We start from the raw sequence: 19,540 nt of genomic DNA, 5'->3' as shown, positions 1-19,540 counted from the left end.
GCGCGCGCCAGCGCCACCGGGTCGACCGCCGCGGGCCGGGCCGCGGGCGCGACGGCGGCCGCCACGGGCCTGGGCGCCTGGGCGGGCCGGACCTCGTCATAGCGGTTCACCGGGCTCTCGCCGATGGCCTCGGTCGCGCCGAGTTCCACCTGCCAGGCCAGAAGCGCCAGAGCGTCCTGCGGGGTCAATGCGGGTTCCATGGCGCCTAGGCTATGCCGCCGCAGGGGGCTTCGGCAATGCCTCCCTTGCCCGCGCGGCCCCCCGTTTCTATAAGCGGGCCACTCAGGTCGGAGGCCCCATGGAATTTCGCGCGCGTCACCTGCTTGGCATCGAACATCTCAGCCCCTGGGATGTTCGCATCATCCTCGATCTGGCCGAAACCTATGTCGACCTCAGCCGCGGCGCGACCAAGCACGCCGATGTGCTGGCGGGGCTGACCCAGATCAACATGTTCTTCGAAGCCTCGACCCGGACCCAGTCGAGTTTCGAGATCGCGGGCAAGCGGCTTGGCGCCGATGTGATGAACATGGCGATGCAGGCCAGTTCGATCAAAAAGGGCGAGACCCTGATCGACACGGCGCTGACGCTGAACGCCATGCATCCCGATCTGCTGGTGGTGCGCCACCCGCATTCGGGCGCGGTCGACCTGCTGGCGCAAAAGGTCAATTGCGCGGTGCTGAACGCGGGCGACGGGCGGCACGAACACCCGACCCAGGCGCTGCTGGACGGGCTGACGATCCGCCGCGCCAAGGGCCGGCTGCAGCGGCTGACGGTCGCGATCTGCGGCGACATCGCCCATAGCCGGGTGGCGCGCTCGAACATCCTGTTGCTGGGCAAGATGGAAAACCGGGTGCGGCTGATCGGGCCGCCGACGCTGATCCCGTCCGGGGCCGCCGATATGGGGGTCGAGGTCTATGACGACATGAAAGAGGGCCTCGAGGGCGCCGATGTGGTGATGATGCTGAGGCTGCAGAAAGAGCGGATGGATGGCGGCTTCATCCCCTCGGAGCGCGAATATTACCACCGCTTCGGGCTCGATGCCGAAAAGCTGGCCTATGCCAAGGACGACGCCATCGTGATGCATCCGGGGCCGATGAACCGGGGCGTCGAGATCGACGGGACGCTGGCCGACGACATCAACCGGTCTGTCATTCAGGACCAGGTCGAGATGGGGGTCGCGGTCCGGATGGCCTGCATGGATCTGCTGGCACGCAACCTGCGCGCGGCCCGCGCCGCCGGGGAGGGCACCTATGTTTGATCCCAAGGCCGAGACGCCGCTGGAAGAGGGCGAGACCGTCCGGCTGCGCTTTCAGGGCGACCGTGCCGCTTATATCAAGGCCCATGTGGTGATCGCGGTCCTTGCCGGGATCGGTGCGACGGGTCTGCTGGCGCTGACCGGCAACCCCTACCCCTGGGCCGGGATCGTGGCGGCGGTGCTGGCCATCGGGGTGCGCGGCGCCTTCCTGATGGGCGACGAGATGGGCGCAAGCTGGACCCTGACCGACCGCGCCCTGCTGGGCCCGGGCGGGCGGCGCGTGCGTCTGTCCAGCATCGCGAAGGTCCGGGTGATCGGCGCGGCGACGCAGGTGATCACGCTGGGCGGCGACAAGCATCTGATCAAGTTCCTCGCCGATCCGGCCGGGGTGAAGGCCCGGATCGACGCGGCAAGAACCGCCCCCGGAGGGGCCGAGGCATGAGAACCGTCTTTTCCAACGCCCGCCTGATCGACCCCGAGGCCGGCACCGACGCCCCCGGCTGGATGCTGACGGGCGGCGGCACGATCCTCGATCAGGGGCGTGACGCGCCGCCCGATTGCGACCGGGTGATCGACTGCAAGGGCGCCTGTCTTGCCCCCGGCATCGTCGATATCGGGGTGAAGATCTGCGAGCCGGGCGAGCGCCACAAGGAAAGCTTCCGCAGCGCGGGGCTTGCCGCCGCCGCGGGCGGCGTCACCACCATGGTCACCCGGCCCGACACCCTGCCCGCCATCGACACGCCCGAGGTGCTGGAATTCGTCACCCGCCGCGCGCGCGAGGCGAGCCCGGTCCGGATCAAGCCGATGGCCGCCCTGACCAAGGGCCGCGAGGGCCGCGAGATGGTCGAGATCGGCTTTCTGCTGGATGCAGGCGCCGTGGCCTTCACCGATGGCGATCATGTGGTGACCGACACCAAGGTGCTGAGCCGGGCGATGACCTATGCCCGGTCGCTGGGCGCGCTGGTGATGGCGCATCCGCAGGACCCCGGGCTGTCGGGCGGCGCCGCCGCGACCTCGGGCAAGTTCGCCTCGCTGCGCGGCCTGCCCTCGGTGCCCGCGCTCGCCGAGCGGATGGGCTTCGACCGCGACATGGCGTTGGTCGAGCTGACCGGCGTGCGCTACCATGCCGACCAGATCACCACCGCCCGCGCCCTGCCCGCGCTGGACCGCGCCAAGGCCAATGGCCGCGACGTGACCGCGGGCGTCTCGATCCATCACCTGACGCTGAACGAATTCGACGTCGGCGATTACCGCACCTTCTTCAAGGTCAAGCCGCCGCTTCGGGCCGAAACCGACCGGCTGGCGCTGGTCGAGGCCGTGGCCTCGGGACTGATCGACGTGATCTCGTCGATGCACACGCCGCAGGACGAGGAATCGAAGCGCCTGCCCTATGAAGAGGCCGCCTCGGGCGCGGTCGGGCTGGAGACCCTCCTGCCGGCCGCGATGCGGCTGGTGCATGCGGGCGCGATCTCCCTGCCCCAGCTGTGGCGCGCGCTGGCGCTGAACCCGTCGCGGCGGCTCGGCCTGTCGACCGGACGGCTCGCCAGGGGCGCCCCGGCCGATCTGGTGCTGTTCGATCCCGACGCGCCCTTCGTGCTGGACCGCTTCGCGCTGAAATCGAAATCGAAGAACACGCCCTTCGACGGCGCCCGGATGCAGGGCCGCGTGCTGGGCACCTGGGTCGCCGGGACCCGCGTCTACGACGGAGACTGACCCGATGCCGATGCTCGACACTTCCGTTCTTCTGCTGGCGCTGTTCGGGGTCGGCGGCTACCTGCTGGGGGCGGTGCCCTTCGGCCTCGTCATGGCCCGGCTTTTCGGGCTGGGGGATCTGCGCAAGATCGGGTCGGGCAATATCGGCGCGACCAACGTGCTGCGGACCGGCAACAAGCTGGCCGCCTTCCTGACGCTGGTGCTGGATGCGGGCAAGGGCGGGATCGCGGTGCTGATCGCGCGGGCGCTGGCGGGCGAGGACGCGGCCCAGATCGCGGGCGGCGCGGCGTTTCTTGGCCACCTCTTCCCGGTCTATCTGGGCTTCAAGGGCGGCAAGGGGGTCGCGACCTTCCTCGGCACGATCCTGGCGCTGGCCTGGCCCGTGGGGATCGCCGCCTGCGCCACCTGGGCCGCAGTCGCGGCGGCGCTGCGCTATTCCTCGCTCTCGGCACTGGCCGCGGCGGCGCTTACGCCGGTCTGGGCCATCGTACTGAACCGCGCCGAGGTCGTCTTGTTGACGGCGGTGCTGGCGGTCCTGATCTTCATCCGCCATCATGCCAATATTCGCCGCCTTCTGACCGGGACCGAACCGAAGATCGGCCGCAAGACCGGCTGAGGCCCGCGCCGAGGCGCAGGCCTTTCCGGGTTCGGACTTTGGGCTCAGACCTGTTCCAGCTCGATCAGCGTGCCGTTGAAGTCCTTGGGATGCAGGAACAGCACGGGCTTGCCATGGGCGCCGATCTTCGGCTCGCCCGAGCCCAGAACCCGCGCGCCCTGCGCCTTCAGCCGGTCGCGGGCGGCAAGGATATCCTCGACCTCGTAGCAGATATGATGGATGCCGCCCGAGGGATTCTTGTCGAGGAAGCCCTGGATCGGGCTCGCCTCGCCCAGCGGGTAAAGCAGTTCGATCTTGGTGTTGGGCAGTTCGATGAAGACCACGGTCACGCCGTGATCGGGCTCGTCCTGCGGCGTTCCGACCTTGGCCCCCAGGGTATCGGCATATTGCGCCGAGGCGGCCTCGAGATCGGGCACGGCGATGGCGACATGATTGAGACGGCCGATCATCCTTTGTCCTCCTGATGATGTGCGGCCGGTTTATCCGCCCTGCCGCAGCGCGGCGCAAGCCCCTGCGGACGGCGCGAGCCATTGGCAGGGCCGCAGCGTCCGCCATCCCCGGCCGTGCCGGGCTGCACGGGAAGACGACGTCACGGCCGCGCGCGCCGGCCTCGATCCGCGGCCTGAAACCGTCGGCAACGCGGTTTCGTCTTGCCCCCTCTCTCCGGGAGGCCGAAGCCCCCGCGGGTTCGGACCTGTGGCTCACCGGCCAAGGCAGGGCGGTCGTAACGCCGTCGTCGGGGGGCGAGCCCTTGTTCGCAGGGGGGCGCGGACGGTTTGGATGATCCACCCAGTTAAGAACAGGTGCCGAGGCCGGTAGGTCGGCAAGTGTCCTGGTCGTCCGACGCGCCGGTAGACCGAATTGGCCGGAAAGTCGGATCGAATGGTCGAACACTCTTGGCGTCACAGCTAAATTGCTGTACCGGACGACCGCTCCTGGGGGGATTAGCTCAATGGTCAGAGCAGGGCGCTCATAACGCCTTGGTTGGGGGTTCAAGTCCCTCATCCCCTAGGGGAGAGGTTTCGATAACTGATATTTAAGCAAAGGCTTGCGGAGCGAAGTTGATCTCCCGGCATTGGTGCCGACGTCCCCGGGGACCGGGCTTCGGCGCTTATCGTATTTGACAGGGGCCTTGCGTTGCTTCCGGCCAGGGATGCAAGCGCGTATGAGCGAGGCGCGAGGAACCCGACAATAACCGTAGTAGAAAAATCGACCGTTTCATTGGGGGTGTGTGCCGGCGCCTTGCTGGACGAGCCGGACGAGACTCATCCATGACTTACAGCCGCCGAAAGACTCTTGTCGACCTGAAGGACTATCCCGCCGCCTTGTAACGCGCGCGGGATCTTTACCGCACCGAGAAGCACCTGCGGCAGAGCGTCGAGTGCCGTGAGATCGGGGAACTGACCGGCGTGTCTTCCATAGGGGTTTGCCACGCGTACCAGCGCAGCGACCTAGGCGTTCCCGCGCCCGATGCAGGGCGCGCGAAGGCATGGGCGACGGGCGAGCGTTTCTATGTCGCGAAAGACAAGCCTTGCCGCCGTTGCGGTGGTGTCCATCGCCAGCCAGGAGACGACGTTTTCTTCGACTGCGAGCGTACGAGGAGGGACGCGGCCAAGGCAAGAACGGAGACCCGGCCAGAGGTTTGGCGGCTTGTCCAAACCGACGGCGACGTTTAAACGTCGAACCGTGGCCCCTTAGCTCAGTTGGATAGAGCATCCGCCTTCTAAGCGGACGGCCGAGGGTTCGAGTCCTTCAGGGGCCGCCAATTGCATCGCAATTTACCAATGCACCATAAGCTTGCAGGATTTGGCGTCTCTCATGCACACCCCTTGTCAAGAGGCTTGGGGTGCCATGTTGAAGATTTCGCCTAGCACACTGAGATAGAACGGTGTTTCGGCATAACCCGTGGCGAGCAGTCATTTTTCTCCCTGAGTTTTCAAGAGTGCCACAACCGGCTCAACAGCCTTCCGAAGATAGACCGGCCCGACATCCAAGCCGTTCGGTCGGAACAGCTGGACCCCCTCGTTCTGGAGAACGGCCCGGATCGTGTTCAAATGCGCACCGGTTTCGGCCGACAGAATCGTTGGTGTCGTATAGCCCGCCTCAAACGCGGCGATGTGGTCTTGGCTCATACGCCATTCCCGACGCCGGGTCGTAGAATTCAAAACCAACATTGCAGGCGTGTAACCACCTTCGATCAGAGCCAGGAATTGACCTTTCCCCCGAATACCCGCCGACCGGGCGAAGGCCGCTGCTGTCATCTCTCCCTGGTTGGTCGACGACTTGCGCTTCGGCGCGACCTTCGCCTTGAACGCAGCAACTTCAGTGATTTCCACCACAAGCCCGTGGTAGCCGAACACATCAGGACGCTTACCGAGGTGCAAGGCTCCCGTCCGAATGGCCGAAATGATCCCGCCAACAGGAAAGTCCAGCCGCTTGTGAACGCGTTGGATCGTCTCCCACCCAGGCTCCTCTGGGGCAACCGGCTGCGCATAGGCCTCCAACTCCTCGAGAAGAGCGTGGCCATCCGCAATTCGCCAAGGTGATTTGATCGTTGCGACGTTGGTCCTCGGGACGAGGACACCGTCTGCCTTCAACCCGTTCAATTCGGCTAGGGTTGCGCCGATTGCGCGTCGCAGCGCAATCGGGCCGACCAATGTCGGGATTTCATCAAGAATGTGCTGCCAGGCCTTCGCATCAAAGGTCTTGCGGGCATCGGCACGCTTGTCACCGGGCGCAAACGCGCCCGCTTCTGTCAGGAAATCATCCAGCACAGCCGGGCCGATGCCGGTTTCCTTGGATGCTGACGTAAGGGAGTGGAGGCGCCGCTCTGTCACGGCCTGCCCGAGAAGGTCATCCCCTGGCGCCAACGGCCATATTTCCAGAAAATAGTCACGAAGGATGCTGCGAAAGCCCGCAAAGGTATCGTCATCAAGATAGCTGCCCCTAAGGTGTCGGAGGAGCGGACCCAACTCTCCCTGCGTTACGATGTGGCCTCCGTCCTCCGATCGCATAAGAATGTCCAGAGCCGCACGGACCCGATCAGGGCCTTGCGAGACATAGGCAAAGCCCGTGGCCTTGGCGCGCCGATCGTCCGGGGCCTTGCCCTGTTTGCGCAGCAAGGCGGCACCGATGAACTCACAGAGTGTGATTGCCGGAAACACCGACTGTGACGCCAGCCATGTGTCGTCCGCAGCGATACCCTGCGATAGACGCTTATCAAGCCAAAGGTCATAGTCGGTAGGTCCTGTTTGCATCCTCGCGGCTGATCCAGACGCATGTGCCGCTTGATACGGTCGCCCCCGGCACCCTGGCCAGCGCAACCTCGGGCCCTGGGATCCTACCGCTGGGCGATGCAGTTCTCATCGACCACGAGCCTGTGGAGCCGACCTCTACGCCAGCAATACCAGCCAGAAAATCGAAGCCCAAGGCGGAGAATCCGCGTTCGGAAACCCCTGTCCGGCTCGGCCGCCCCGCCCAGAAGGGCGAGCTCTTGTAACCACCGCCATCTCAACGACGTCTAGCAATTCAAGGATACCCATGGGTTTCATCGACCAGAACCGCGTCAACGCATCGGTTGCTCTGCAGCGCGGCCACTATACCTTCCCGCGCGCGGCAAAGCTCCGCGAAGCTTTTGAAAACTGCCTGCACGACTACTACGTCAAAGCCTCCATCGGCGGGCATTTCGAAGTGCGCGGCATGCTGGTGACTGGGGAGTCCCGGGTCGGCAAGACTTCCGAGACCGTCCGGCTCGTCGAGGAATTCAATGCCAGCATGACCGCGATGCCCAATGGGAAGCCGGGTAAGTTCATCTACTGCAAGCTGGATGGGTCGATCAGCTGGAAGGATCTGGGTCACAAGACGCTCGAAGCTCTCGGTTACCCCGCGAGTTCTCGCCGCACCCAGGGTGAATTCTGGAACCTGGTTCGCCACCAATGCCGCGAACAGGGCGTCATCGGCCTCTACTACGACGAATGCCAACACGCTTTTACTTCTGGCGAAAAGTCCAATGCAAAGCTCCTCGACCGGTTCAAGGCGCTGATGAAAGAACCGGATTGGCCATTGATGCTCATCCTGTCAGGCGTCCCGCTTCTGGCCAGCCATGTGAACTCTGAAGAGCAGATCGCCCATCTCCTCTCCCACATCCATTTCGATGAGATCCACCTGGGCAGGTTCGCTGATCCGACCCGGGATCCGGACATGATCGAGCTGAACAAGCTTGTCTATACCTATGCCGAACGCGTCGATATCGATGTCGACGACCTCGTTGATGTCGATTTTCTGCAGCGCCTGGATTTTGCCTGCGCATCACGATGGGGCCTTGTCATCGAGTTGCTGATCCGCGCCTTCGGCTTGTGCAGACTTCAAGGCCGGAAGACCGCCACGATCGACACTTTCTCCAAGGCCTATGCCCAGAACTCTCGCCTGCCTCAGGGCTTGTGCCCCTTCACCGCGCCCGACTATCGCGACATGATCGACGGCGACAAACTCATGGAGATGATGCTGGACGAATAGCGGCTGGACAATATCGATATGGACGTTTCAGGGCTCGCATTGCGGGCCCTTTTTTTGGCCGCAGCCGTGCATGCTTATGTGTCAACTGTGCATGCTTATGCCTTGGAGCACTATGATGTGATTCTCAACACTCTGAAATATATGATGAATTTACCAAGCGCATCGAACACGAATCATTTGGGTGTGCAAACTTATGGTGCATTGGCATCGCTTTGCTGCCAATGCACCATAAGCTTGCACGTTTTGGCATTTTTCATGCACACCCCCTGTCAAGAGGCTTGGGGCGCCATGTTGAAGGTTTCTTCTAGCAAACTGAGATAGAACGGTGTTTCAGCATAACCCGTGGCTAGCAGTCATTTTTCTCCCTGAGTTTTCAAGAGTGCCACAACCGGCTCAACAGCCTTCCGAAGATAGACCGGCCCGGCATCCAAGCCGTTCGGTCGGAACGGCTGGACCCCCTCGTTCTGGAGAACGGCCCGGATCGTGTTCCTATGCGCACCGGTTTCGGCCGACAGAACCGTTGGTGTCGTAACTCACACTGTAGTCGATCAGTTGGGCGAACTGCCCCTTGTAGTGCGGATAAACCTCATTGAAGCGGTCGACGATGAACCGGGCATGCTTGCTGTTCTTGGCGAAGATGATCGTCTTGCCAAGCCGGTCACCGCCTTCGACTTTGATCCCGTTGCCGGTGGCCATTACCAGAAGAGCTTTACGTTGGGCATCCCGCTCGATGGCCTCTCCGACCCTGCGGATGGCCCGCTGTTGGTAGAGACGCCCGCCATTGTCCTCGGACCAATGGCGGACAATGGCTCACTCCGCTTGAGCTTGGCGTCCTCGGCCTCGAACTCCCGCAGCCGCTTGGCGTCAGATGCTTCCATCCCGCCGAACTACTTCCGCCACGTATAGAACGTCGCCCTGCTGATCCCGTGTGTCGTGCGGCAGGGACGCAGCCACGGCGGCCGCGTCGACCGCACCGCAGCGCAGACGCCGCAGGCGAAACCTTGATCCTCTACCTGCTTGCGCGATCGGCCCGGAGCTTGCCGACGCGATCCCGGGGTCCGAGATCGGTCAGAGCACAGGGTCCCCGCCCGCAACCGGCCCCGGGATCGGCCCCCGCGTTGCGGAAGGCACTGGCTCCGGGCGCGCGGCGCCGCTATCTCTGCGCCATGCTCGCGACACATGTTCACGGCGATGCCACAGCCGCCGCGCCCCTTCTGATCGTCCATGGCCTCTTCGGGTCTGCCCGGAACTGGGGCGCCATCGCGCGGCGCCTGTCCGACAGCCGTCGGGTGATCGCGGTCGACATGCGCAGCCATGGCGACAGCCCATGGACCTCGACCCACAGCTATCCGGACCTGGCCGCCGATCTGGCCGAGGTGATCGAGGCCGAGGGCGGACGCGCCGACGTTCTGGGTCATTCGATGGGCGGCAAGGCGGCGATGGCACTGGCGCTGACCCGCCCCGGGCTGGTCGACCGGCTGATCGTGGCCGACATCGCGCCGGTGGCCTATGACCATACCCAGGTCGGGCTGATCCATGCGATGCGCGGGCTCGACCTGTCCGCCATCGAGCGGCGCGGCGACGCCGACCGGGCGCTGGCCGCCTCGATCGAAGACGCCTCGACCCGGGCCTTCCTGCTGCAATCGCTGGATCTGCGGGCCGACCCGCATCGCTGGCGGCTGAACCTCGACACGCTGGAGGCCGAGATGCCCCGGATCATGGGCTGGCCCGAGGCCATCGACGGGCAGTTCGACGGCCCGACGCTGGTTCTGGCCGGGGCGAACTCGACCTATATCCGCCCCGAACATCGCGACCGTATCAAGGCGCTGTTCCCGGCCGCGCGCTTTGCGAAGATCCCCGGCGCGGGGCATTGGCTCCACGCCGAGAAACCGAGAGAGTTCGAGGCGGCGGTGCGCGCCTTCCTCGACCTGGCGCCTAGCCCTCGGCCTTGAGCATCCGGGTCAGGGTGCCGTCCTTCTTGATGTATTGCCCCATCAGGGCGGCCGCCACGTGCAGCAGGATCAGCAGCACCAGGATCACGCGAAACCCGGCATGCAGCCCCGCGGCCAGGCCCGAGCCCAGCGACCAGGCCAGCATACCCGAGACGGGCAGCGCCACCATCAGCACGTAAAGCCCGCCATGGATCACCCGTGCCAGCAGGACCTGCGCGGGCGAATGGGCCGGATCGGGCGCAGGCACCCCGTGCAGGAAGCGCAGCCCCAGCCGCCAGAAGGCCAGCACCAGGATCGACAGCCCGATCAGGATATGCAGCCCCACCAGAAGGCTGAAACCCTTCTCGCCCGTGTCCATGTATTGCCCGAAGGCATGGCCCATGCCGTTCCCGAACAGGAACTGCACCACGACCAGCCCGAACACCGCCCAATGCAGGCGGATTTGCATCCTTGAATAGCCCTTGACCGACATCGATGGCCCTCCGATCGTCCTTTGCCCGAAACGACCGCCGGCATCGCGGGCGGTCGGAAGATGGCCCAGCGCCATTCGCCAGAACGCCGGCACGGCCACCGCCTGCCTCGCCGCTGCGGCGGGCGAAAATCGGTATCGGCGTGCCGTCGCCCGGTGCGGAGACGGCGGCAAGGCTCACGCCCGGAAAGGTAGAGGAATTCCGCGCGGCGGGCAGTGCGGCTTGGCGAAGCATCCAGCCGGTCCGGGGCGCACGGGCCGGTGGGAACACGCCGCCCCGCGCGACCGTTCAGAACGACCAGACCCGGCTCTGGCGGTCCAGCAGATCGCGCGCCATGGCATCGGGTTGCGCGACGCCCACGCCCTCGATCAGCGCCTCGGGTCCGGCGGCCCGCCCGGGCAGGTAGATCGCACAGACCTCGGCCCGGGCCCCCTTGCCGATGGCCGCCGCAAGGGCGGCCTGCGGGCTCATCCCCGCCGGGGGCTGGGGCTCTGTGGCCGCCGCGGGCGGGTCTGCCAGCGCGATATCGCCCGCGGGCCCGCACAGCAGGACCCTGACCGCCGCCCCGCGCTCAAGCGCCTGCAGCGTCAGGACCAGGCCCATCAGCTGGGTCTGCGGGTTCGGATCGGTCAGCACGGTGACAAGCGTGCGCACATCCCTGGCCGCCGCCGGGGCCGCTGCCAGCGCCAGTGCGACCGCCGCGATCAGGGTCGTTTTTCGGGGTGTCATGAGGTCTCTCCCTGTTTTCGAAACTCTTGCGCAGAGGGAATAGACCGCCGGGCCGGACCGGGCAGTGACTAAGGCACAGAGGCGCGGTGACAAGGCCGGGCCCGGGGGCTGACGCGCGGAAAAACACTTGACCGGAATCAAACGGACAGCACGGTATCCATGCTAGACTTGGCTTGGCGCATCAGGGGAAGACAGGGATGATTTCGCTCGACGATATCGAGGACATGACCAGCCTGACCCGCGACGAGATCGCGGCCATCGCACTTCACGAGCATGTGCCCGAGGCCGATGCCTCGCTTTTGGGCGAATACCTGATGCATGTCCATAACGGCCCGCAACGGGTGATGGCCATGATCTGCGACGACATCCGCGCCGCCCTGCATGCCGACGATCTGGAGGGTGCGCGCGCGCTTTACGGGGTGCTGCACGCATTCCTGATCGCCCATCCCGACGCCGCCCGGGGTGCCAGCTAAGGCCCCGACAGCGCACCTGCCGGGGCCAATCAGACGGTCGGTCACACTTCGGGCAGGCCGCCCCTCAGGCGGTCGGCCTCGGCGCGTGTCGGCCAGCGCGGATCGGATTGCTTGATCCGGCGCGAGACGACATAGGCCGCGGGCCAGGCCAGGACACAGCCGATCCCGGCGCCGATGGCGACCGAGATCCAGCTGTAAAAGCCCAGCGAGAACATGACGATCACCAGCATCCCGGTGATGACGGCCCCGGTCATCGGGGTCAGAAGCAGGCTCAGACGGTCCATGAATACCCTCCCTTGTCATGGGTCACGCAAGGGCACTACGCAGACGGGGCCACGGCGGATGCATCGGCCGCGGCCACGGCGCGTCACGAAGCGGTGAGCGTTGGGGAAAAGGCCCGGCGCTAGGGCACGGCGGGCAGCCGGGCGGTGACCTCGATCTCGATCTTCATCTCGGGCTCCATCAGCCCGGCCAGGATCATCGTGGCCGCGGGCCGGGCCCGGGCAAAGGCCTCGGACAGGACCGGCCAGCAGGCGGGCCAGTCGGCCCGGTCGGGCAGGATGTAGCGGACCCTGACGACATCGTCGAGCGAAGCGCCCGCCTCGGCCAGCGCCGCCGCGATGGTGGCCAGCGCATTGGCGCATTGGGTCTCGACCGCGGCGGGCATGGTCATGGTGGCATAGTCATAGCCGGTCGTCCCGGCCACAAAGACCCAGCCATCGGCGATGACCGCGCGGGAATACCCGATCTTGGCCTCGAAGGGCGAGCCGGTCGAGATCAGACGGCGGGCCAAGGCTCAGCCCGCGGTCTTCCCTTCCTTCTTGCTGTCGGCATAGATCATCAGGGGCGCGGCATCGGCATTGACCGCTTCCTCGTTGACCACGACTTCCTGCACCGCATCCATGCCCGGCAGATCGAACATGGTGTCGAGCAGGATATCCTCCATGATCGACCGCAGGCCGCGCGCGCCGGTCTTGCGCGCGATCGCGCGCTTGGCGATGGCGGACAGGGCATCCTCGGTGAAGGTCAGCTTGGTGTCTTCCAGTTCGAAGAGCCGCTGATACTGCTTGACCAGCGCGTTCTTCGGCTCGGTCAGGATCTGCACCAGCGCCGCCTCGTCCAGATCGGTCAGCGTGGCGATCACCGGCAGACGGCCGACGAATTCGGGGATCAGCCCGAATTTCAGCAGGTCTTCGGGTTCCAGTTCCTTGAACGTCTCGCCGACGCCGCGCGAGTCGTTGTCCTTCACATCGGCGCCGAAGCCGATGGCAGAGCCCTTGCCGCGCTGCGCGATGATCTTTTCAAGACCGGCGAAGGCGCCGCCGCAGATGAACAGGATGTTCGTCGTGTCGACCTGCAGGAATTCCTGCTGCGGATGCTTGCGCCCGCCCTGGGGCGGCACCGAGGCGACGGTGCCCTCCATGATCTTCAGCAAGGCCTGCTGCACCCCCTCGCCCGACACGTCGCGGGTGATCGAGGGATTGTCGGACTTGCGGGTGATCTTGTCGACCTCGTCGATATAGACGATGCCGCGCTGCGCGCGTTCCACGTTGTATTCCGACGCCTGCAGCAGCTTGAGAATGATGTTCTCGACATCCTCGCCGACATAGCCCGCCTCGGTCAGCGTGGTCGCATCGGCCATGGTAAAGGGCACGTCGAGAATGCGCGCCAGCGTCTGCGCCAGCAGGGTCTTGCCGCAGCCGGTAGGGCCGATCAGCAGGATGTTCGACTTGGCCAGCTCGATATCGGCGGACTTGGCGCCGTGATTGAGCCGCTTGTAATGGTTGTGCACCGCAACGGACAGCACACGCTTGGCATGCATCTGGCCGATCACGTAATCGTCCAGCACATCGCAGATGTCGCGCGGCGTCGGCACGCCGTCGGTGGCCTTCAGCCCCGAGGTCTTGGTCTCCTCGCGGATGATGTCCATGCACAGCTCGACGCATTCGTCGCAGATGAACACGGTCGGCCCGGCGATCAGCTTGCGGACTTCGTGTTGGCTCTTGCCGCAGAACGAGCAGTAGAGCGTGTTCTTCGAGTCGCTGCCTGAATTCGTCGCCATGTCGGTCCTCTGCGGTCGTCGTCTGTGCCGCCCTGTCCGGGCAGAAGCGGCTGGCTTACCTCGGTTGCCTCGGCCTCGGGTCAGCGTAGGCCAAGGCGCACCGGGGCACAATGTCAAATTCCGCACCATGCGGCGGGGCCGGATCGGGCCCCGCGCCGGGCGAAAGCGGTTACTTCGCGTCCTCGACCGCGCTGCGGCTTTCGACGATCTCGTCGATCAGGCCCCAGGCCTTGGCGGTTTCGGCATCCATGAAATTGTCGCGTTCCAGCGCGTCGATCACCGACTGAAGATCCTGCCCGGTATGCTTGACATAGATCTGGTTCAGCCGGTCCTTCAGCTTCTGGGTTTCCTGGGCATGGATCATGATGTCGGTCGCCTGCCCCTGGAACCCGCCCGAGGGCTGGTGCACCATGATCCGGCTGTTGGGCAGCGAGAAGCGCATGCCCGGCGCCCCGGCGGTCAGCAGCAGCGAGCCCATAGAGGCCGCCTGCCCGACCACCAGCGTCGAGACCTTCGGCTTGATGTATTGCATCGTGTCGTAGATCGACAGGCCCGAGGTCACAACGCCGCCCGGGCTGTTGATGTACATCGAGATGTCCTTCGACGGGTTCTCGGCCTCGAGATGCAGAAGCTGGGCCACGATCAGGCTCGACATGCCGTCGTGAATCGGCCCGGTGATGAAGATGATCCGCTCCTTCAGGAGGCGCGAGAAGATGTCATAGGCCCGTTCGCCACGAGAGGTCTGTTCGACCACCATGGGCACCAGGTTGTTCATGTAATGCTGGATCATGTCGGTCATAGTCGCCTGCCTCTGGGTACGTTCGGCCGTTGGATGCTGACGGGCGTGGATGCGCCCCGCGTGTCAGAACGAGTCTTAGTTTCGCGCCAGACCCCCTGCAAGGGCCATGGGATCTTTTCCTTTCCGCCGTTCCCGCCCCCTGCCCCGCCCGGGGTGCGGCCGCACAGGTCGGGGACGGCCTGCCCAGGCTGCGCCGCGGCGCGTTAACGATCCGCTTCCACGGGCGGTCGGCGCCCCGGACTGCTGCACCTCGACGCAGCGTCGCCGCGCGCGGCTGCCTATTCTTCGGGCAGGGTTTTCCGGATATCGCCCAGATCGAGGACGGGCGCCGCATCGAGATGCCCCGCATCCAGCAGCGCCGCAACCCGTTCGAGCGCGGCGACCAGCATCGCCTGTTCATAGTCCGGCAGCTTTTCGAAGGCGGTGACATAGCGGTCATGCAGCGGATCGGGCGCCCGGTCGATGGCGGCGCGGCCTTCGGGCGTGATCGCGATGTTCATCTGACGGCGGTCGGCTTCGGACCGGCGCCGGTCGACCAGACCCTTGGCCACCAGCCGGTCGATGAGGGTGGTCATCGTCGCCTGCGACACGCCCATCCGGGTCGCGATCGTCTTGGGCGTGCTCTGCCCGGTCTCGGCCACGATCTGCAGCACGCGGATCTGCACCGCGGTCAGCCCGGCGGCGCGGGCCAGTTCGCGGCCATAAAGTTCGGTCGCGCGGAGGATCCGGCGCAAGGCGATCAGGCTCAGTTCGGACCGTTTCACGACCCCTCCATGGTTCGGCAGCCCCTTGACGGCGCACGGTTTTCACCAAACGGCGCCGGGCGCAAGAGGCATGCGCTTCGCATGACAAAATTCCCCGGAACAATGACAGCAATTCAGGGTTGAAATTCCGTAACGCACTCGATGGTTCGTAGTTCATTTTTGCGGCAATACGTGAAATTTTGTGCCTTTTGCATCGGCATATTGAAATTTCGTATGGCTAACTATATTCCAGACCCGTGCGACGCAGCCCGTGCCACAAGGAGGACAGCAGAGCCATGACGACCACGATCCAAGCAAGCCCCCGGCGCCCGAAGACGCCGATCACCTTCCGATCGCCCACCGGCGCGGACGGGCCCGCCGTCTGGGCATTGATCCGCGCCTGCAAGCCGCTCGACGAGAATTCGATGTATTGCAACCTGATCCAGTGCGATCACTTCGCAGAGACCTGCATCCTGGCCGAGATGGACGGCGAGATCGTCGGCTGGATCTCGGCCTATCTGCTGCCGAACGATCCCGAGACGCTGTTCGTCTGGCAGGTCGCGGTGTCGGACAAGGCACGCGGCCACGGACTGGGGCGGCGGATGCTGTTCGAGCTGCTGGACCGCGAGGCCTGCGATGGCGTGATGCGGCTGAAAACCACGATCACCCGTGACAACGATGCTTCCTGGGGGCTGTTCCGCGGCATCGCCCGTCGCCTCGGTGCGCGCATCGAGGACGAACCCCATTTCACCCGGTCCGACCATTTCGACGGACGCCACGCCACCGAACACATGGTGACGATCCGGCTGGCCGAGGCCCTGACCCGGGCGGCCTGACGACGTTTTTCGTGCCTTTCGCTTTCCCGTTTCCAGAAACCCGAGGACATTCCCATGTCGACTGTTGAGACAGCCGAAACCGCCATTTACGACCGCCGCGAATCGGAGGTCCGGTCCTATTGCCGGAATTTCCCCGTCAGCTTCGCCCGCGCCGAGGGCGCGACGCTGACCGATGCCGAGGGCAATGCCTATACCGACTTCCTCGCCGGGTGCTCGTCGCTGAATTACGGACATAACGATCCCGACATGAAGGCCGCGCTGATCGCCCATATCGAGCGCGACGGGCTGGCCCATGCGCTGGATCTGCATACCGAGGAAAAGGCTGCCTTCCTGACGGCCTTCGAACACCACATCCTGCGCCCGCGCGGCATGGACCATCGGGTGATGATGACCGGCCCGACCGGCACCAACGCGGTCGAGGCGGCGCTGAAACTGGCGCGCAAGGTCACCGGACGGCGCAACGTGATCGCCTTCTCGAACGGCTTTCACGGCATGACGCTCGGCGCGCTGGCGCTGACCGGCAATGCCGGCAAGCGCGGCGGCGCGGGCGTGCCGCTGCCCGACGTGACCCACATGCCCTTCGAGAACTCGATGGGCGATCTCGACACGCTCGACTATCTCGACACGATGCTGTCGAACCCGTCCTCGGGCATCGACGCGCCCGCCGCCTTCATCGTCGAGCTGGTGCAGGGCGAGGGCGGGCTCAATGCCGCCTCCTGCGAATGGGTGCAGGGTCTGGCGCGGCTGGCCGAGAAGCACGGCGCACTCTTCATCGTCGACGACATCCAGGCCGGGATCGGCCGCACCGGCAGCTTTTTCAGCTTCGACCATATGGGCATCGAGCCCGACATGGTGACGCTGGCCAAGTCGCTGTCGGGATTCGGGCTGCCCTTCGCCTGCGTGCTGGTCCGGCCCGACCACGACATCTGGAAGCCGGCCGAACACAACGGCACCTTCCGCGGCAACACCCACGCCTTCGTCACCGCCCGCGTCGCGCTGGAGAAGTTCTGGGCCGATGACGACCTGCGCAACGAGGTCGCGCGCAAGTCGCAGGTGCTGGAAGAACGCCTGAGCCAGATTGCCGGGCGGATCGAGGGCGCGGCGCTGAAGGGCCGCGGCATGATGCGCGGCATCGACGTCGGTGACGGCGATTTCGCGGCCCGGATCTGCGCCGACTGCTTCCGGCGCGGGCTGATCATCGAAACCTCGGGCGCCCAGGACGAGGTGGTGAAGGTGCTGGCGCCCCTGACCATCCCGATGGAGCAGTTCCGAAAGGGGCTCGACATCCTCGACGCCGCTGTCGAAGCCTGCGCCCCTTTTCCCATCGCAGCGGAGTAAGACAATGATTGTACGCGATTTTCACAAGCTCAAGGATACCGATCGCGCGGTGTCGGATGCGCGCTGGACCTCGGTCCGGATGCTGCTGGCCGATGACGGGATGGGCTTTTCCTTCCACATCACGACGCTGCAGGCGGGCTCGGAACACACGTTCCACTACAAGCACCATTTCGAAAGCGTCTACTGCATCTCGGGCAAGGGCTCGATCACCGACCTGGCCTCGGGCGAGACCTTCCAGATCCGCCCCGGGGTGATGTACGCGCTCGACCAGCACGACCACCACACCCTGCGGGCCGAGGAAGAACTGGTGATGGCCTGCTGCTTCAACCCGCCGGTCACCGGCACCGAGGTGCACCGCGAAGACGGGTCCTACGCGCCCGTCGAGGAACTCGCCGACTGACTCCCAATACAGGACGCTCCCGGGGCAACCCGGCGGGCGCGACACACAGTGACCAAGCGACATCATACCGTCGAGAAGATCGGCGGCACCTCCATGGCGCGGGTCCACGAATTGGTGGACACGCTTTTCACCCGGGGCCGAGAGGCGCCGGAGTACGGCCGCATCTTCGTGGTCTCGGCCTTCGGCGGCATCACCGACCTGCTGCTGGAACAGAAGAAAACCGGCGAGCCCGGGGTCTACGGGCTTTTTGCCAATGCCGATAACGACCACGCTTGGTCGGACGCGCTGAACCGCGTCGCGGGCGCGATGCGCGAGGCTCATGCATCGGTCCTGGGCCATCCCGCCGACATCGCCGCCGCCGACGATTTCGTGCGCGAACGGATCGAGGGCGCGCGCTCCTGCCTGATCGACCTGCAACGGCTTTGCTCTTACGGGCATTTCCGGCTGGCCCATCACATGGGGCTGATCCGCGAGCTGCTGTCGGGGCTGGGCGAGGCGCATTCCGCCTTTGCCACGGCCGCCCTTTTGCGGCGGCGCGGGATCGACGCGCGCTTCGTCGATCTGTCGGGCTGGCGGGACGAAACCGAATGCACCCTCGAAGACCGCATCGTCGAGGGGCTGCGCGATGTCGACATCTTCCACGAGATGCCGATCGTGACCGGCTATGCGCAATGCTCCGAAGGGCTGATGGCCGAATTCGACCGCGGCTATTCCGAAGTGACCTTCGCCCGGATCGCGGCCCTGACCGGCGCGGGCGAGGCCATCATCCACAAGGAGTTCCACCTGTCCTCGGCCGACCCGAAACTGGTCGGCGCCGAGGCGGTGGTGAAGCTGGGCCACACCAATTACGACGTGGCCGACCAGCTGTCGAACATGGGCATGGAGGCCGTGCACCCCAAGGCCGCCAAGATGCTGCGGCAGGCGGGCATTCCGCTGCGCGTGACCAATGCCTTCGAGCCCGAGGACCCGGGCACGCTGATCGACGATGCCGAGGCCGAAACCGCGCGGGTCGAGATGGTGACCGGGCTGGGCGTCTATGCGCTGGAGCTGTTCGAACAGGACATGGTGGGCGTCAAGGGCTATGACAGCGCGATCCTCGACGTGCTGACCCGGCATCAGGTGCGGATCGTCGCCAAGACCTCGAACGCGAACACCATCACGCACTATCTCGATGCGCCGCTGAAATCGGTGCGCCGGGTCGAGCGCGATCTCGAGGCCAAGTTCCCGGGCGCCACGCTGACCGCGCGCAATCTGGCGGTGGTGGCCGCCATCGGGCGCGATCTGAAGGGGCTGAAGGTGCTGGCCCGCGGGCTTGCCGCGCTCGACGCGGGCGGGATCGACCCCGTCGCCGTGCAGCAGACCACCCGCGATGTCGATGCCCAGTTCGTGGTGCCGCGCGAGGCCATGGACGACGCAATCCGCGCGCTGCACAGCGCCCTTGTCTCGGAGGGGCGGCAGCCCGAGGCGCTGGCCGCCTGACCCGCGCCCTGGCAATGGCCTGCCGCCCGGGCCCCGGCGGCCCGGGAGCGGAAAGGCGGGAAAGGAACCGTCGGCGAGGCTGCGCCTAACCCGCGCAACTTGACCGAATGATCTGGAAAGAATGACTGGACCCCGTTCGGACGCATCCTTTCCCGGGCAC

General features: G+C 65.4%; 21 protein-coding genes, 2 tRNA genes and 2 pseudogenes. 13 read left to right on the top strand and 12 right to left on the bottom strand.

Annotation, left to right across the window (positions count from 1 at the left end; all coding sequences use genetic code 11):
* Window positions 1-188, bottom strand: a pseudogene (locus DSD19_RS15815) (uracil-DNA glycosylase); the annotation flags it as partial.
* Window positions 189-298: 110 nt separating this feature from the next.
* Here DSD19_RS15815 and DSD19_RS15810 point away from each other — a divergent pair.
* From DSD19_RS15810 to plsY, 4 genes are read left to right on the top strand one after another with little or no spacing between them, the layout of a single operon-like run.
* Window positions 299-1,258 (top strand): aspartate carbamoyltransferase catalytic subunit, encoded by a 960-nt coding sequence (locus DSD19_RS15810; RefSeq protein WP_075785306.1) that lies wholly within the window; start codon window positions 299-301, stop codon window positions 1,256-1,258.
* A complete protein-coding gene (locus DSD19_RS15805) occupies window positions 1,251-1,697 on the top strand; it encodes a hypothetical protein (protein ID WP_113670289.1) in 447 nt (148 codons plus the stop codon). Before DSD19_RS15810 ends, DSD19_RS15805 begins: the two co-directional genes overlap by 8 nt.
* Window positions 1,694-2,968 carry a dihydroorotase gene (gene pyrC / locus DSD19_RS15800; protein ID WP_113670288.1) on the top strand — a complete coding sequence of 425 codons (1,275 nt, stop codon included), beginning with the start codon at window positions 1,694-1,696 and terminating at the stop codon, window positions 2,966-2,968. The genes DSD19_RS15805 and pyrC overlap by 4 nt, the downstream gene beginning before the upstream one ends.
* A gap of 4 nt (window positions 2,969-2,972) precedes the next feature.
* The gene (plsY, locus tag DSD19_RS15795) at window positions 2,973-3,584 is read left to right on the top strand and encodes a glycerol-3-phosphate 1-O-acyltransferase PlsY (protein WP_113670287.1); all 612 of its coding nucleotides are present in this window, start codon (window positions 2,973-2,975) and stop codon (window positions 3,582-3,584) included.
* Window positions 3,585-3,628: 44 nt separating this feature from the next.
* Here plsY and mce read toward each other — a convergent pair whose 3' ends face one another.
* Entirely contained in the window at window positions 3,629-4,033 is a 405-nt protein-coding gene (gene mce, locus DSD19_RS15790; protein WP_075785302.1) for a methylmalonyl-CoA epimerase, read from the bottom strand.
* Between the two features lie 489 nt (window positions 4,034-4,522).
* On the opposite strand from mce, the gene DSD19_RS15785 reads away from it, so the two are divergent.
* Together DSD19_RS15785 and DSD19_RS15780 are read left to right on the top strand one after the other, a co-directional pair.
* A tRNA-Ile gene (locus DSD19_RS15785) sits at window positions 4,523-4,595 on the top strand.
* Between the two features lie 677 nt (window positions 4,596-5,272).
* Window positions 5,273-5,349, top strand: a tRNA-Arg gene (locus DSD19_RS15780).
* 151 nt (window positions 5,350-5,500) lie between these two features.
* On the opposite strand, the gene DSD19_RS15775 is transcribed toward DSD19_RS15780, so the two are convergent.
* Window positions 5,501-6,841: a hypothetical protein gene (locus DSD19_RS15775; RefSeq protein ID WP_113670286.1), complete on the bottom strand. Its 1,341-nt coding sequence runs from the start codon at window positions 6,839-6,841 to the stop codon at window positions 5,501-5,503.
* A 283-nt stretch (window positions 6,842-7,124) separates the two neighbouring features.
* Between DSD19_RS15775 and DSD19_RS15770 the strand changes: the two genes are divergently transcribed.
* On the top strand, window positions 7,125-8,099 hold the full coding sequence (locus DSD19_RS15770) for an ATP-binding protein (protein ID WP_113670285.1): 975 nt from the start codon (window positions 7,125-7,127) through the stop codon (window positions 8,097-8,099).
* A 489-nt stretch (window positions 8,100-8,588) separates the two neighbouring features.
* On the opposite strand, the gene DSD19_RS15765 is transcribed toward DSD19_RS15770, so the two are convergent.
* Both DSD19_RS15765 and DSD19_RS22420 read right to left on the bottom strand, forming a co-directional pair.
* On the bottom strand, window positions 8,589-8,795 hold the full coding sequence (locus tag DSD19_RS15765; RefSeq protein ID WP_113670284.1) for a hypothetical protein: 207 nt from the start codon (window positions 8,793-8,795) through the stop codon (window positions 8,589-8,591).
* Window positions 8,796-8,914: 119 nt separating this feature from the next.
* Window positions 8,915-9,031, bottom strand: a pseudogene (locus DSD19_RS22420) (transposase); the annotation flags it as partial.
* A 234-nt stretch (window positions 9,032-9,265) separates the two neighbouring features.
* Here DSD19_RS22420 and DSD19_RS15755 point away from each other — a divergent pair.
* The gene (locus tag DSD19_RS15755; protein WP_113670296.1) at window positions 9,266-10,051 is read left to right on the top strand and encodes an alpha/beta fold hydrolase; all 786 of its coding nucleotides are present in this window, start codon (window positions 9,266-9,268) and stop codon (window positions 10,049-10,051) included.
* Here DSD19_RS15755 and DSD19_RS15750 read toward each other — a convergent pair.
* Both DSD19_RS15750 and DSD19_RS15745 read right to left on the bottom strand, forming a co-directional pair.
* On the bottom strand, window positions 10,035-10,499 hold the full coding sequence (locus tag DSD19_RS15750; RefSeq protein ID WP_165828154.1) for a cytochrome b: 465 nt from the start codon (window positions 10,497-10,499) through the stop codon (window positions 10,035-10,037). The two genes, DSD19_RS15755 and DSD19_RS15750, sit on opposite strands and share 17 nt — an antisense overlap.
* Before the next feature lie 310 nt (window positions 10,500-10,809).
* On the bottom strand, window positions 10,810-11,250 hold the full coding sequence (locus tag DSD19_RS15745) for a hypothetical protein (protein ID WP_113670281.1): 441 nt from the start codon (window positions 11,248-11,250) through the stop codon (window positions 10,810-10,812).
* A 197-nt stretch (window positions 11,251-11,447) separates the two neighbouring features.
* Here DSD19_RS15745 and DSD19_RS15740 point away from each other — a divergent pair, with 197 nt between their 5' ends.
* Window positions 11,448-11,723 carry a hypothetical protein gene (locus tag DSD19_RS15740; protein ID WP_113670280.1) on the top strand — a complete coding sequence of 92 codons (276 nt, stop codon included), beginning with the start codon at window positions 11,448-11,450 and terminating at the stop codon, window positions 11,721-11,723.
* A gap of 41 nt (window positions 11,724-11,764) precedes the next feature.
* Here DSD19_RS15740 and DSD19_RS15735 read toward each other — a convergent pair whose 3' ends face one another.
* From DSD19_RS15735 to DSD19_RS15715, 5 genes are all read right to left on the bottom strand, one after another.
* Window positions 11,765-12,007: a hypothetical protein gene (locus DSD19_RS15735; protein WP_113670279.1), complete on the bottom strand. Its 243-nt coding sequence runs from the start codon at window positions 12,005-12,007 to the stop codon at window positions 11,765-11,767.
* 119 nt (window positions 12,008-12,126) lie between these two features.
* Complete coding sequence (locus DSD19_RS15730) at window positions 12,127-12,516, bottom strand: RidA family protein (protein WP_075785295.1); 390 nt, start codon at window positions 12,514-12,516, stop codon at window positions 12,127-12,129.
* Window positions 12,517-12,519: 3 nt separating this feature from the next.
* Window positions 12,520-13,785, bottom strand: a complete 1,266-nt coding sequence (gene clpX, locus DSD19_RS15725) for an ATP-dependent Clp protease ATP-binding subunit ClpX (RefSeq protein WP_075785294.1) — start codon at window positions 13,783-13,785, stop codon at window positions 12,520-12,522.
* A gap of 169 nt (window positions 13,786-13,954) precedes the next feature.
* Window positions 13,955-14,584: an ATP-dependent Clp protease proteolytic subunit gene (locus DSD19_RS15720; protein WP_075785293.1), complete on the bottom strand. Its 630-nt coding sequence runs from the start codon at window positions 14,582-14,584 to the stop codon at window positions 13,955-13,957.
* Window positions 14,585-14,862: 278 nt separating this feature from the next.
* Entirely contained in the window at window positions 14,863-15,348 is a 486-nt protein-coding gene (locus DSD19_RS15715) for a MarR family winged helix-turn-helix transcriptional regulator (RefSeq protein WP_075785292.1), read from the bottom strand.
* A 275-nt stretch (window positions 15,349-15,623) separates the two neighbouring features.
* Between DSD19_RS15715 and ectA the strand changes: the two genes are divergently transcribed.
* From ectA to DSD19_RS15695, 4 genes are read left to right on the top strand one after another with little or no spacing between them, the layout of a single operon-like run.
* Entirely contained in the window at window positions 15,624-16,163 is a 540-nt protein-coding gene (ectA, locus tag DSD19_RS15710) for a diaminobutyrate acetyltransferase (RefSeq protein WP_113670278.1), read from the top strand.
* 54 nt (window positions 16,164-16,217) lie between these two features.
* Window positions 16,218-17,501, top strand: a complete 1,284-nt coding sequence (ectB, locus tag DSD19_RS15705; protein ID WP_113670277.1) for a diaminobutyrate--2-oxoglutarate transaminase — start codon at window positions 16,218-16,220, stop codon at window positions 17,499-17,501.
* Between the two features lie 4 nt (window positions 17,502-17,505).
* Entirely contained in the window at window positions 17,506-17,901 is a 396-nt protein-coding gene (locus DSD19_RS15700; protein WP_075785289.1) for an ectoine synthase, read from the top strand.
* Between the two features lie 48 nt (window positions 17,902-17,949).
* Window positions 17,950-19,380, top strand: coding sequence for an aspartate kinase (locus DSD19_RS15695; protein ID WP_075785288.1), 1,431 nt, complete (start codon window positions 17,950-17,952; stop codon window positions 19,378-19,380).
* The last annotated feature ends 160 nt before the right edge of the window (window positions 19,381-19,540 follow it).

Origin of the sequence: Rhodovulum sp. BSW8, from assembly GCF_003314725.1 — a bacterium.
Taxonomy (GTDB): domain Bacteria; phylum Pseudomonadota; class Alphaproteobacteria; order Rhodobacterales; family Rhodobacteraceae; genus Rhodovulum; species Rhodovulum visakhapatnamense.
Note: the sequence above shows the minus strand (reverse complement) of the source record. Positions and strands in the feature narration are given on the sequence as shown.

Coding starts and splice junctions, on each gene's coding strand:
- DSD19_RS15810 (WP_075785306.1), top strand. CDS start 299: ATGGAATTTCGCGCGCGTCACCTGCTTGGCATCGAACATCTCAGCCCC.
- DSD19_RS15805 (WP_113670289.1), top strand. CDS start 1,251: ATGTTTGATCCCAAGGCCGAGACGCCGCTGGAAGAGGGCGAGACCGTC.
- pyrC (WP_113670288.1), top strand. CDS start 1,694: ATGAGAACCGTCTTTTCCAACGCCCGCCTGATCGACCCCGAGGCCGGC.
- plsY (WP_113670287.1), top strand. CDS start 2,973: ATGCCGATGCTCGACACTTCCGTTCTTCTGCTGGCGCTGTTCGGGGTC.
- mce (WP_075785302.1), bottom strand. CDS start 4,033: ATGATCGGCCGTCTCAATCATGTCGCCATCGCCGTGCCCGATCTCGAG.
- DSD19_RS15775 (WP_113670286.1), bottom strand. CDS start 6,841: ATGCAAACAGGACCTACCGACTATGACCTTTGGCTTGATAAGCGTCTA.
- DSD19_RS15770 (WP_113670285.1), top strand. CDS start 7,125: ATGGGTTTCATCGACCAGAACCGCGTCAACGCATCGGTTGCTCTGCAG.
- DSD19_RS15765 (WP_113670284.1), bottom strand. CDS start 8,795: ATGGCCACCGGCAACGGGATCAAAGTCGAAGGCGGTGACCGGCTTGGC.
- DSD19_RS15755 (WP_113670296.1), top strand. CDS start 9,266: ATGCTCGCGACACATGTTCACGGCGATGCCACAGCCGCCGCGCCCCTT.
- DSD19_RS15750 (WP_165828154.1), bottom strand. CDS start 10,499: ATGCAAATCCGCCTGCATTGGGCGGTGTTCGGGCTGGTCGTGGTGCAG.
- DSD19_RS15745 (WP_113670281.1), bottom strand. CDS start 11,250: ATGACACCCCGAAAAACGACCCTGATCGCGGCGGTCGCACTGGCGCTG.
- DSD19_RS15740 (WP_113670280.1), top strand. CDS start 11,448: ATGATTTCGCTCGACGATATCGAGGACATGACCAGCCTGACCCGCGAC.
- DSD19_RS15735 (WP_113670279.1), bottom strand. CDS start 12,007: ATGGACCGTCTGAGCCTGCTTCTGACCCCGATGACCGGGGCCGTCATC.
- clpX (WP_075785294.1), bottom strand. CDS start 13,785: ATGGCGACGAATTCAGGCAGCGACTCGAAGAACACGCTCTACTGCTCG.
- DSD19_RS15720 (WP_075785293.1), bottom strand. CDS start 14,584: ATGACCGACATGATCCAGCATTACATGAACAACCTGGTGCCCATGGTG.
- ectA (WP_113670278.1), top strand. CDS start 15,624: ATGACGACCACGATCCAAGCAAGCCCCCGGCGCCCGAAGACGCCGATC.
- ectB (WP_113670277.1), top strand. CDS start 16,218: ATGTCGACTGTTGAGACAGCCGAAACCGCCATTTACGACCGCCGCGAA.
- DSD19_RS15700 (WP_075785289.1), top strand. CDS start 17,506: ATGATTGTACGCGATTTTCACAAGCTCAAGGATACCGATCGCGCGGTG.